Here is a 12,042-nt window from a genome sequence, read left to right on the forward strand (position 1 = left end):
TTTACGCGGGAATGCGGCATAAAACGTGAAGAAAATAAGGAGAACCTGTAAAAAACATCGATATAACCGAGTTAATTCACATCAATAGAGAAAAGAGTGGTAAAGCGGTATTTTGGCAGGCATCAAATACCCTTTTCGGACTTGAGCTTGTTGGGGGCTAACTGCAACTTCAATGGCTTTAGGTATAGACTAATGAGTAGTGATTCAACTGAGGAAAGTGTTATGGAACTCAATCCGGTATTTGCCCGCCGTCTCTATCTTTGTTGGTTAATCAGCCGTGGTGATGATTCGCTCAATGTGCCGCGTTTGATGGAATTGACCGGCTGGCCGCGGCGAACAATTCAAGATGTGTTGAAAGCGCTACCGGGTTTGGGAGTCACACTGACATTTGTGCAGCAAGGGGCGCGCAATAATGCCGGTTTTTACCAGTTGGAGGGCTGGGGGCCATTAAATAAAAGATGGGTATACGATAACCATAATCTTATTTTAGCGGCTATTGAACAACCAAATAGTTCGCCAGCCATTAAATAACAGTACGGGTTTTAATATTTTTTATTTTCCAAAAACATGATAGTTGCTGCTACACGTGAACGCACATTCAGCTTACGTAATAAATTACGGATGTGCACTTTTACGGTTTCTTCCGAAATGTGTAACTCAAAGGCGACTTGTTTATTGGACATCCCACGCGCGACTTCTTGCAGTACATCTAATTCGCGTTCGGTTAATTCAGCAAATGGGTTTACCTGTTCGTGACGAGAAGATAAATACTGCGCGACCTCTTCACTGAATACTTTTTCACCTTTTGCAGCATGGCGGATATTTTCCAGCAATATTTCCGGTTCGCTGTCTTTGAGCAGATATCCGTCGGCGCCTGCGTCTATCATGGCGTACACATCACTGCGCGCATCAGAAACGGTTAGAACAATGATTCGCGCATCAATATCTTTGTCACGCAAAGCTTTCAAGGTGTCCAGCCCGGTCATGCCTTTCATATTCAAATCGAGCAGAATGACATCTGGCTGACATTCCGCCGCTTTGGTAATGGCATCGCTACCACAGTTGGCTTCAGCAACAACGTCAAAGTTGCTATCCAGCTCAAGTAACTGCCTAATACCACGGCGCATTAGGGGATGATCGTCAACGATCATGATAGTGTGACTTTTGGTCATGATAAGTAATGTCCCTGTAACCGATAGCATTAAATGTCTGGCTGTTGAACGTGGATTATTTAGGGCCGTTAATTTGGCAGACCATTTTATCCATCATAGTTAGTTAAACCACGATCAAAGTGTACCGTAGTCTCACTGATTTCTTGCTGTAATTCTCTTGCGTAGTATAAAAGGGTTCCCGACAGATCTCTATTTATACCCGCGAAAAGGAAGTGTGGTTGTGTTAAATTCAGGGCGAAGTCATTCCACCGCACCACTTTATCTGAGGAAATAATTATCAAATGACGGTTTTCTTTTGATAGCGATTCTCATTAAGCAAATCGTTATATAAAAAATGTAATAACGCAAATAGATTTAACAGTGAGAAAACTCGCTAATAACCACTAAATTAATTGATCTTGCTCAATATCTCCCCCCGATTAACCCTAAAGAGTAATTATTTTATTACTCATTATTCTGTATCTAATACACAAACACTGGGGAAATTCTCCTATTATATAAACAATAATCATTACCATTAGTCCGATATAAATATTTGGACTTAAGTGAACAGTCTTCATAGCTACTCGCGGGCGCGCCAGCAGATGTTAAGGATATCAGCATGACTGATTTATCACGGCGTAAATTGCTGACTGGTTTTTGGCAAGCGGGTAAACAGCAACCCACAGCGACCCGCCCCCCTTGGTCGGTCTTAGAAGCTGATTTTATAGCCGGTTGTACTCGTTGCCATGACTGTGTTGCTGCCTGTGAAACCGGCGTATTGGTGGCAGGTAGTGGTGGATTCCCCGAAATAGATTTCCAACGTGCTGAGTGCACTTTTTGCCAAGCCTGTGTGCAGGTCTGTAAAGCGGGTGTTTTTACCTCGACGGATCTGGCTGCTTGGTCACTTAAAATTAACATCTCGGACCGCTGTTTACCTTTTCACAATATTGAATGTCGCAGTTGTCAGGACAGTTGTGAAACTAGGGCGATTAGATTTCGTCCACGTCTGAATGGTATTGCTCAGCCCGAATTAGACCTTCCTGCCTGTACCGGCTGCGGTGCCTGTGTACCCAGTTGTCCCGTTCAGGCAGTAACCCTCACCCGGAGTGAAGATGGACGATAAAGAGTGGCATGTCTGTGGATTGGTAGTGCAGGCCAAACCTGCGCGCATTGCGCAGCTAACCGACAGCTTGCTAGCGATTCCGGGAACAGAAATACCGACCAGTGATGCCGCTTTGGGTAAGTTGGTGGTGGTTATGCAGGCGGCGCGCTCAGACGTGCTCCTGAATTATATTGAGTCAGCACGTAATCTGGATGGTGTGCTGGCTGTATCGCTGGTGTATCACCAGCAGGATCAGCAAGGTGAGGAAATGCCATGAAACTCAGTCGCCGGGATTTTATGAAGGCCAATGCCGCAGTTGCTGCGGCAGCCGCAGCCGGATTGACCATACCCACTGTCGCCAAGGCTGCCGTGGGCGAGACAACAAATGCAATAAAATGGGATAAAGCACCTTGCCGATTCTGTGGTACTGGCTGTGGTGTCCTCGTCGGGACGCAAAATGGCCGTATCGTGGCATCACAAGGTGACCCGGATTCACCGGTCAACCGTGGGTTGAACTGCGTAAAAGGCTATTTCCTGCCTAAAATCATGTACGGCAAAGACCGCCTGACACAACCTCTGCTGCGAATGAAAGACGGTCAATATGATAAAGAAGGTGATTTTACTCCAATAAGTTGGGAGAAAGCCTTTGATATCATGGAGCTGAAATTCAAAAATGCCCTGAAAGAAAAAGGCCCGACCGCCGTGGGGATGTTCGGCTCAGGTCAGTGGACGGTGTGGGAAGGGTATGCCGCATCAAAACTACTCAAAGCAGGCTTCCGTTCGAATAACCTCGATCCGAATGCACGTCATTGCATGGCGTCTTCGGTTGTGGGCTTTATGCGTACCTTTGGTATGGATGAACCAATGGGGTGTTACGATGATATTGAAGAAGCAGATGCCTTTGTGCTCTGGGGCTCCAATATGGCGGAGATGCACCCTATCTTGTGGTCACGTATGACGAGCCGTCGTCTGACCAATGACAATGTCAGAATTGCCGTGCTCTCCACGTTTGAACACCGCAGCTTTGAGTTGGCAGATAACCCGATTGTCTTTACCCCTCAGACTGATCTGGTCATCATGAATTACATTGCCAACTACATTATTCAAAATAATGCGGTTGATCAGGGCTTCCTTGACCGCCATGTGAATTTCCGCCGTGGCGCAACCGATATTGGCTATGGTCTACGGCCAACTCATCCACTGGAAAAAGCAGCCAAAAACCCCGGTAGTGATGCCTCTGAGCCAATGAGTTTTGATGATTTCAAAACTTTTGTTGCCGAGTACACGCTGGAAAAAACCGCCAAAATGAGCGGGGTGCCGGAAGACCAGCTGGAGTCATTGGCACAGCTGTACGCTGATCCAAACGTTAAATTGGTTTCCTACTGGACCATGGGCTTCAACCAGCATACCCGTGGAGTTTGGGCCAATAACATGTGCTACAACCTGCACCTGTTAACGGGCAAAATTTCTAAGCCCGGCTCTGGGCCTTTCTCTTTGACCGGTCAACCTTCCGCTTGTGGGACTGCACGTGAAGTGGGGACTTTCTCTCATCGTCTGCCAGCAGACATGGTGGTCACCAACGAAAAACATCGCCAGATAGCCGAAACCAAGTGGCAACTGCCCGCAGGTACAATCCCAGAGAAAGTCGGTTTACATGCTGTGGCACAAGACCGGGCGCTGAAAGATGGCACACTTAACGCTTATTGGGTGATGTGTAATAACAACATGCAGGCCGGGCCAAATATCAATGAAGAGCGTATGCCGGGCTGGCGTGACCCGCGTAACTTTATTGTGGTTTCCGATCCCTACCCAACAGTCAGCGCGCTGGCCGCTGACCTTATCTTGCCAACCGCAATGTGGGTCGAGAAAGAGGGGGCTTATGGTAATGCTGAACGTCGCACTCAATTCTGGCGTCAGCAAGTTCCTGCACCAGGTGAAGCTAAATCTGACTTATGGCAGATGGTGGAGTTCGCCAAACGCTTCAAAGTTGAAGAGGTATGGCCTGCCGAGTTGGTAGATAAAAAACCAGAGTACCGCGGTAAAACGCTGTATGACGTGCTGTTTGCCAATAACGTGGTGAACAAATATCCACTCAGTGAAATCCCAGCAGATCAATTGAACGATGAAGCTCGTGATTTTGGTTTCTACATTCAAAAAGGTCTGTTTGAAGAGTATGCCGATTTTGGCCGCGGTCATGGCCATGATCTGGCACCTTTCGATGTTTATCATCAAGAGCGCGGCCTACGCTGGCCAGTCGTCAATGGTAAAGAGACGCTCTGGCGCTACCGCGAAGGTTTTGATCCCTTCGTGCCGAAAGGTGAAGACGTGCGCTTTTATGGCAAACCGGATGGCAAAGCGGTGATTTTTGCGTTGCCATACGAACCTGCCGCTGAAAGCCCGGATGAGGAGTATGACCTGTGGCTCTCTACTGGGCGTGTGCTGGAGCATTGGCATACCGGCTCAATGACGCGCCGAGTTCCTGAGCTACATCGTGCTTTCCCGGAAGCGGTGTTATTCATTCATCCACTGGATGCCAAAGCCCGCGATTTACGACGTGGTGACAAAGTGAAGGTGATTTCACGCCGTGGTGAAGTTATCTCGCTGGTGGAAACTCGGGGCCGTAACCGTCCGCCGCAAGGTCTGGTGTATATGCCATTCTTCGATGCGGCCCAGTTGGTCAATAACCTGACGCTGGATGCCACCGATCCTTTATCCAAAGAAACTGACTTCAAGAAATGTGCAGTGAAATTGGCTCGGGTAGTCGCGTAATTCGGGAGCCTGCCCTACGGGGCGGGCTTTGCCAGTCTCTATAGAAATTATCCAGGGATGCTCAGGAAAAGACGGTGTCTTTCAGGAGAAAATAATGAATAACCAGATTTTTAAATCATTAAACCGCCGATTTTTATCCATCATATCGCTACTGGCGGTATTGGTGATGGCCGGTGTGGTTAATGCGGCCAGCAATGTCGAGATGGATTTAAGTCAATCACCAGAAGTCTCTGCTACAGCGGAAGGCAAGGTGAAAATGCCAAAACAGCAACAACGGATGGCTCTCAACTATGTTAACCAACCACCGCTTATTCCACACAGCGTAGATGGCTATCAGATCAGCAAAAATACCAATCGCTGCCTGCAATGCCATGGTGTTGAACATTACCGTACCACCGGTGCGCCGCGCGTCAGTCCGACTCACTTTATTGACCGCGACGGCAAAGTATCGAGTGAAGTGTCTCCGCGCCGCTATTTCTGCTTGCAATGCCATGTGCCACAAACCGACGCGGCACCCATTGTCGGGAACAGCTTCCAGCCAGCTCCTGGCTTTGGTCAATAAGCGAGATAGCTATTGTGAGAATAAAACATGAACGAGACTAAAAAACCCGGTGTTATTCGACGGATATGGCAGTGGTGGCGTCGGCCTAGTCGACTGGCGCTCGGGACTTTACTGCTCATTGGCTTTGTCAGTGGCATCATTTTCTGGGGCGGTTTTAATACCGGCATGGAGATGGCCAATACCGAAAAATTCTGTATTAGCTGCCATGAAATGAAAGACAATGTTTATCAGGAATATATGGGCACCATCCACTACAGCAACCGCAGTGGCGTGAAAGCAACTTGCCCTGATTGCCATGTTCCCCATGAGTGGGGGCCGAAAATGGTGCGTAAAATCAAAGCCAGTAAAGAGTTATATGCCAAAACCTTTGGGCTGATTGATACGCCGCAGAAATTTGAGGCCCATCGCCTAACAATGGCTGAAAATGAGTGGGCGCGGATGAAAGCCAACGGTTCGCAAGAATGCCGCAACTGCCATAATTTCGACAACATGGACTTCACCGCCCAAAAAACCGTCGCAGCCAAAATGCACAACACCGCCATTGCCGAAGGCAAAACCTGTATTGATTGCCATAAAGGTATTGCGCATAAGTTGCCGGATATGAAGGATGTTCCAACCGGTTTCTAAAATCCTTCGTCCTTGGCGCCGCAGCGGTGTTAGCTGCGCTCGCTCACCCGAATCACTGACTTGAGTCAGCTCATCGGGATGAGTTTGCTGGCTGCCTTGCTGCAACACCCATGACGTTGGATTTATCCTTAGTTCTTGGCGCCGCAGCGGTGTTAGCTGCGCTCGCTCACCCGAATCACTGACTTGAGTCAGCTCATTGGGATGAGCTTGCTTGCTGCCTTGCTGCAACACCCATGACGTTGGATTTATCCTTAGTTCTTGGTGCCGCAGCGGTGTTAGCTGCGCTCGCTCACCTGAATCAAACGCCCTGTCGACACGATGTTGGCAGGGCGTTTTTTATTGCAATATTGGATTGTTCTTCTCATAATTAGACCTGTTAACAGGTCTTTTTAGGTAATTTATGCCAAGCATAATTTTGACGGACATTAGCGCAAGTGTCAGTGAATTGAAAAAGAACCCAATGGCAACCGTCAATGCGGGGGCCGGATTTCCTGTTGCGATTCTCAACCGCAATCAGCCCGCCTTCTATTGCGTACCCGCAAAGCTTTATGAGCAAATAATGGATGCTCTTGATGATCATGAGCTAGCTAAACTGGCTAATAATCGCCGTCACCAAAAATTATTTGATGCCATTCGCTAATTATTATTAGCCAGATAAAGAAGGCCCTATGTCAGTCAAAATCGAAAATATTCACAGCCAATTGTTATCTAAAAACTGGTTTAAGTTATACAAATATACCTTTGATTTAAAATCGGATAATGGCACCTCGGTACAACAAATTCGCGAAGTATATGACCGAGGTAACGGTGCGACTATTCTGCTGTATAACCGCGACAAAGGTACGGTGGTGCTCACCCGGCAATTCCGCATGCCAACCTATGTGAATGGGAATCCTGACGGGATGTTACTGGAGGCTTGTGCCGGTTTGCTGGATAACGATTCGCCAGAAGAGTGTATTCGCCGTGAAGCTGTAGAAGAGACGGGATATCAGGTTGATAAGGTACAGAAGCTGTTCGAAGCTTATATGTCTCCGGGCGGAGTGACTGAAATTATCCATTTCTTTGCTGCGGAATATCATCCAGAGCAAAAAGTCACCGATGATGTTGGTGTGGAAGATGAAGTGATTGAGGTGGTTGAACTGCCTTTTGCTGACGCCATTGCGATGATTACGGATGGCCGAATTAAAGATGGCAAAACTATTATGCTTTTACAGTACGCTCAAATTCATCATTGGTTTAACTAGCTTTTTTCCGAAGTCTATTGCCGCTATTTGAGCGGCATTTCATTCCCTGTTGTTGTCCATTTTCCCTTTTTGATAATTAAATCCCCCTATTGCTGCAAAAATGTTATGCAGAGTATGCCCTGCTTCATAGATTGTGATAAATCACTCACTATACTGGTCGTTCCACCTCAAAGCATAAAATCAAAGGGAACCTACGATGGACGAACAATTAAAACAGAGCGCGCTTGATTTTCACCAATATCCAACCCCCGGAAAAATTCAGGTATCGCCAACTAAACCGCTAGCGACCCAACGGGATTTGGCGCTGGCATATTCTCCGGGTGTTGCTGCCCCTTGTCTGGAAATTGCTGCTGATCCTTTGGCAGCTTATAAATACACGGCGCGTGGTAATCTGGTGGCGGTTATTTCAAATGGCACCGCAGTGCTGGGGCTGGGGAATATTGGCGCGTTGGCAGGTAAACCGGTCATGGAGGGGAAGGGGGTTCTGTTTAAGAAATTCTCCGGCATTGATGTATTCGATATTGAAGTCGATGAGCACAACCCAGACAAACTGATTGATATTATCGCCTCGTTAGAACCGACATTTGGCGGCATTAATCTGGAAGATATTAAAGCGCCGGAATGTTTCTATATTGAACAGAAATTGCGTGAACGTATGAAGATCCCGGTATTCCACGACGATCAACATGGCACGGCGATTATCTGTACTGCTGCGGTGCTCAATGGCCTGCGAGTGGTGAAGAAAAATATCAGTGATGTGAAGCTGGTCGTTTCCGGGGCTGGCGCGGCATCTATTGCTTGTTTGAATCTGTTGGTTGCGCTGGGGTTAAAGCACGAAAATATTACTGTCTGTGATTCTAAAGGCGTGATTTATCAAGACCGTGAAGCCAATATGGAACAAACCAAGGCGGCTTACGCGATTAAAGATAATGGTCAGCGCACCTTGGGTGACGCTATTCCCGGTGCCGATATCTTCCTGGGGTGCTCCGGCCCGGGTGTATTAACGCCAGATATGGTGAAAACCATGGCAGCTAGCCCGCTGATTTTGGCGCTGGCAAACCCGGAACCTGAAATCCTGCCGCCATTGGCAAAGGCCGTCCGTCCAGATGCGATTATCTGCACTGGCCGCTCGGATTATCCGAATCAGGTCAACAACGTGCTGTGCTTCCCGTTTATTTTCCGTGGCGCATTAGACGTGGGGGCCACCACTATTAATGAAGAGATGAAACTGGCTTGCGTACATGCCATAGCTGACTTGGCTTTGGCAGAACAGAGCGATGTCGTGGCATCAGCTTATGGTGAGCAAGACCTGTCCTTCGGTCCAGAATATATTATTCCTAAGCCGTTCGACCCGCGCTTGATTGTAAAAATTGCTCCGGCAGTAGCAAAAGCGGCGATGGATTCAGGGGTGGCCACACGTCCGATTACCGACTTTAGTGCTTACATCGAGAAACTGACAGAGTTCGTCTATAAAACCAATCTGTTTATGAAACCCATTTTCTCTCAGGCGAAGAAAGAGATGAAACGGGTGGTATTGGCGGAAGGGGAGGAGGAGCGGGTATTACATGCGACTCAAGAGCTGGTCTCTCAGGGGCTGGCTTATCCTATTTTGATTGGTCGCCCTAGCGTGATTGAGACGCGGCTGAAGAAACTCGGCCTGCACATTACTGCCGGGAAAGACTTTGAAGTGGTGAATAATGAGTCTGACCCGCGCTTTAATGAGTATTGGCACGAATATTATCAAATCATGAAACGCCGAGGAGTTTCACAAGAACAGGCCCGCCGCGCGGTGATTGGCAACCCAACCCTGATAGGTTCTATCATGGTGCATCGCGGGGAAGCCGATGCGATGATTTGTGGGACTATCGGTAGCTATCATGAACATTATGATGTGGTTGAAAAAGTGTTCGGTTTCCGTGAAGGAGCGCATGTGGCGGGGGCGATGAATGCGCTGCTGCTACCAAGCGGCAATACCTTTATCGCAGACACCTATGTCAATGATGATCCAACGCCAGAGCAATTGGCTGAAATTACCTTAATGGCTGCTGAAACCGTACGCCGCTTCGGGATCGAGCCAAAAGTCGCATTATTATCACATTCAAGTTTTGGCTCCTCGGATTGTCCAGCCGCACGTAAAATGCGCCGAACATTGGAATTGGTCAATCAGATGGCACCGGAGCTAGAAATTGACGGTGAAATGCATGGTGATGCAGCACTTGTTCCCAGTATTCGCCATGACTTGATGCCAGACAGCCCACTGAAAGGAGCTGCGAATATCCTGATTATGCCGAATATGGAAGCGGCGAGAATCAGTTATAACCTGCTGCGCGTAACCTCTTCCGAGGGGGTAACTGTCGGGCCGGTACTGATGGGGGTGGCGAAACCAGTCCACATTCTGACGCAGATTGCTTCAGTGCGCCGCATCGTGAATATGGTGGCGTTAGCGGTGGTGGAGGCACAAACCCAACCTTTATAACGATTTGTTTTTAGGTGTTGCCAATCAAACCCGCCTTGTGCGGGTTTTTTACTTTTGAGAGAAAATTTAGCTGCGGGCTTTGCTGGCTTGCTGTAACCATTTATCCAATTCATTGGCAAATTGCTGGCGATCGCGCTGATTTAAGGTATTAGGGCCACCGGTTTGAATGCCGCTGGCGCGCATGGTATCCATAAAATCACGCATATTGAGGCGCTCACGAATTGTATCTGGGGTATAGCGCTCGCCACGGGGATTAAGAGCGATGCCACCTTTCTCAATCACTTCTGCCGCCAGTGGAATATCAGCGGTGATAACTAAATCATTTTTCTCTACCCGCTGGACAATTTCGTTATCGGCAACATCAAACCCGGAAGCTACCTGTAACGTACGGATAAATTTTGAAGGGGGCGTTTTTAATGGCTGGTTAGCCACTAATGTGACCATCATACCGGTACGATCTGCGGCACGAAATAGCACCTCTTTAATCACATTCGGACAGGCGTCCGCATCAACCCAAATTTGCATCAGTGTTGCTCTCCTGCGGTTAACCAATCTTTTACAGGCAGAAAATCACGGTACAGTGCCGCTTCTGCGCTATCGGGAGCTGGTTGATAATTATATTCCCAACGTACCAATGGCGGCAGTGACATCAAAATAGACTCAGTACGCCCGCCGGTTTGTAAGCCAAATAAGGTGCCACGGTCCCAAACCAGATTGAACTCCACATAACGACCACGGCGATAAAGTTGGAACTGGCGCTCGCGCTCACCCCAACTCAACATTTTGCGTCGCGCTACAATCGGCAAGTAGGCATCAAGGAACCCCTCACCCACGGCTCGCGCAAAATTAAAGCAGGTATCAAAATCGGGGCTATTTAAATCATCAAAGAACAGCCCACCAATGCCACGAGCTTCATGACGATGTTTGATATAAAAATAGTCATCACACCATTTTTTATAGCGCGGATAAATTTGTTCACCAAAGGGCTGGCACAATTGCCAGGCCGTTTGATGCCAGTGAATAGCATCTTCTTCAAACCCATAGAACGGGGTTAAATCAAAGCCGCCACCAAACCACCACACTGGATCTTCGCCGGGCTTTTCAGCAATGAAGAAACGCACATTGGCGTGACTGGTAGGCAGATAGGGGTTGAGTGGATGAATAACCAGCGATACACCAAGCGCCTGAAAACTACGACCGGCCAATTCGGGGCGATGTGCTGTGGCAGATGCCGGTAGCGTGGCGCCAGAAACATGTGAAAAATTGACGCCAGCTTGCTCGAATACGGCCCCATTGATCAATACCCGACTGCGGCCGCCCCCGCCCTCTTCACGGGTCCAGTTCTCTTCTGTGAACTCAGCGCTGCCATCAGCCTCGCTCAGTGCGGCACAGATTTTATCCTGCAGATCCAGCAGGTAGGTTTTGATTTGGGCGATATCGGGTAAATTCATCAGAAGGGTTCTAGTGGCCTGGAAATTTTCAGGGGCCAAGTATACCCCGATTTATCCTCATTGTTGTACTCTCCGTGTGGATTAACGCCGAACATGACAAGATTTATCTGGTTCTATTACGTGCTGTACCTGCAACAAATATCACTTTATTATTGCGTGATATAATATTGCGTAATAATCAAAATATCTATTTGACTCAAGGGTGCGTATATCCATGGAAATCCGCGTATTTCAACAAGGCGATTTTGAAGAAGTAATTCTGCTGTGGGAGCATTGCGACTTACTGCGGCCATGGAATGATCCGGAAATGGATATTGAGCGTAAGCTCAATCATGATCCCGAATTATTTTTAGTGGCGGAAGTCAGTGGCGCGATTGTCGGCTCTATTATGGGCGGTTATGACGGTCATCGTGGGTCTGCTTATTATCTTGGTGTCCACCCTGATTTCCGTGGTCGTGGCTTTGCCAATGCGCTGATCAGTCGGTTAGAAAAGAAACTTATCGCCCGTGGCTGCCCGAAGCTGAATATCATGGTGCGCGAAGATAATGACGCAGTGATTGGCATGTATGAAAAGCTCGATTACGAGACACAAGATACCATTATGCTGGGCAAACGGCTGATTGTGGATCAAGAGTATTGATTGTATTACAGAAAATA

Annotated in this window: 13 protein-coding genes; 10 read left to right on the forward strand and 3 right to left on the reverse strand. The window is 48.0% G+C overall.

Annotated features, from left to right (window positions below; all coding sequences use genetic code 11):
• The first annotated feature begins 222 nt into the window (after positions 1 to 222).
• Positions 223 to 531, forward strand: coding sequence for a helix-turn-helix domain-containing protein (locus ACIOG0_RS05920; protein ID WP_050101436.1), 309 nt, complete (start codon positions 223 to 225; stop codon positions 529 to 531).
• Positions 532 to 542: 11 nt separating this feature from the next.
• Here the strand turns inward: ACIOG0_RS05920 and narL are convergent, their stop codons facing one another.
• Positions 543 to 1,172: a two-component system response regulator NarL gene (narL, locus tag ACIOG0_RS05925; protein WP_050101437.1), complete on the reverse strand. Its 630-nt coding sequence runs from the start codon at positions 1,170 to 1,172 to the stop codon at positions 543 to 545.
• Positions 1,173 to 1,773: 601 nt separating this feature from the next.
• Between narL and napF the strand changes: the two genes are divergently transcribed.
• The 8 genes from napF (at position 1,774) to maeB (ending at position 9,934) form a co-directional block, all read left to right on the forward strand.
• Positions 1,774 to 2,277 carry a ferredoxin-type protein NapF gene (gene napF / locus ACIOG0_RS05930; protein WP_050101438.1) on the forward strand — a complete coding sequence of 168 codons (504 nt, stop codon included), beginning with the start codon at positions 1,774 to 1,776 and terminating at the stop codon, positions 2,275 to 2,277.
• A complete protein-coding gene (napD, locus tag ACIOG0_RS05935) occupies positions 2,267 to 2,533 on the forward strand; it encodes a chaperone NapD (protein WP_050101439.1) in 267 nt (88 codons plus the stop codon). Before napF ends, napD begins: the two co-directional genes overlap by 11 nt.
• Positions 2,530 to 5,025: a nitrate reductase catalytic subunit NapA gene (gene napA / locus ACIOG0_RS05940; RefSeq protein ID WP_050101440.1), complete on the forward strand. Its 2,496-nt coding sequence runs from the start codon at positions 2,530 to 2,532 to the stop codon at positions 5,023 to 5,025. The genes napD and napA overlap by 4 nt, the downstream gene beginning before the upstream one ends.
• Before the next feature lie 94 nt (positions 5,026 to 5,119).
• Positions 5,120 to 5,587 carry a nitrate reductase cytochrome c-type subunit gene (napB, locus tag ACIOG0_RS05945; RefSeq protein ID WP_050101441.1) on the forward strand — a complete coding sequence of 156 codons (468 nt, stop codon included), beginning with the start codon at positions 5,120 to 5,122 and terminating at the stop codon, positions 5,585 to 5,587.
• 27 nt (positions 5,588 to 5,614) lie between these two features.
• Positions 5,615 to 6,214 (forward strand): cytochrome c-type protein NapC, encoded by a 600-nt coding sequence (gene napC / locus ACIOG0_RS05950; RefSeq protein WP_050101442.1) that lies wholly within the window; start codon positions 5,615 to 5,617, stop codon positions 6,212 to 6,214.
• Positions 6,215 to 6,614: 400 nt separating this feature from the next.
• Positions 6,615 to 6,854: a type II toxin-antitoxin system Phd/YefM family antitoxin gene (locus tag ACIOG0_RS05955; protein WP_050140691.1), complete on the forward strand. Its 240-nt coding sequence runs from the start codon at positions 6,615 to 6,617 to the stop codon at positions 6,852 to 6,854.
• A 28-nt stretch (positions 6,855 to 6,882) separates the two neighbouring features.
• Positions 6,883 to 7,458, forward strand: a complete 576-nt coding sequence (gene nudK / locus ACIOG0_RS05960) for a GDP-mannose pyrophosphatase NudK (RefSeq protein WP_050101787.1) — start codon at positions 6,883 to 6,885, stop codon at positions 7,456 to 7,458.
• Positions 7,459 to 7,654: 196 nt separating this feature from the next.
• Positions 7,655 to 9,934 (forward strand): NADP-dependent oxaloacetate-decarboxylating malate dehydrogenase, encoded by a 2,280-nt coding sequence (maeB, locus tag ACIOG0_RS05965; protein WP_050101789.1) that lies wholly within the window; start codon positions 7,655 to 7,657, stop codon positions 9,932 to 9,934.
• 66 nt (positions 9,935 to 10,000) lie between these two features.
• Here the strand turns inward: maeB and ACIOG0_RS05970 are convergent, their stop codons facing one another.
• Together ACIOG0_RS05970 and hemF are read right to left on the reverse strand one after the other, a co-directional pair.
• On the reverse strand, positions 10,001 to 10,459 hold the full coding sequence (locus tag ACIOG0_RS05970) for a YaiI/YqxD family protein (RefSeq protein ID WP_050101791.1): 459 nt from the start codon (positions 10,457 to 10,459) through the stop codon (positions 10,001 to 10,003).
• Positions 10,459 to 11,385 (reverse strand): oxygen-dependent coproporphyrinogen oxidase, encoded by a 927-nt coding sequence (hemF, locus tag ACIOG0_RS05975; protein WP_050101793.1) that lies wholly within the window; start codon positions 11,383 to 11,385, stop codon positions 10,459 to 10,461. Before hemF ends, ACIOG0_RS05970 begins: the two co-directional genes overlap by 1 nt.
• Before the next feature lie 214 nt (positions 11,386 to 11,599).
• On the opposite strand from hemF, the gene ACIOG0_RS05980 reads away from it, so the two are divergent.
• Positions 11,600 to 12,025, forward strand: a complete 426-nt coding sequence (locus tag ACIOG0_RS05980; protein ID WP_050101795.1) for a GNAT family acetyltransferase — start codon at positions 11,600 to 11,602, stop codon at positions 12,023 to 12,025.
• Positions 12,026 to 12,042 lie beyond the last annotated feature (17 nt).

The organism is Yersinia vastinensis (assembly GCF_044905075.1).
Taxonomy (GTDB): domain Bacteria; phylum Pseudomonadota; class Gammaproteobacteria; order Enterobacterales; family Enterobacteriaceae; genus Yersinia; species Yersinia vastinensis.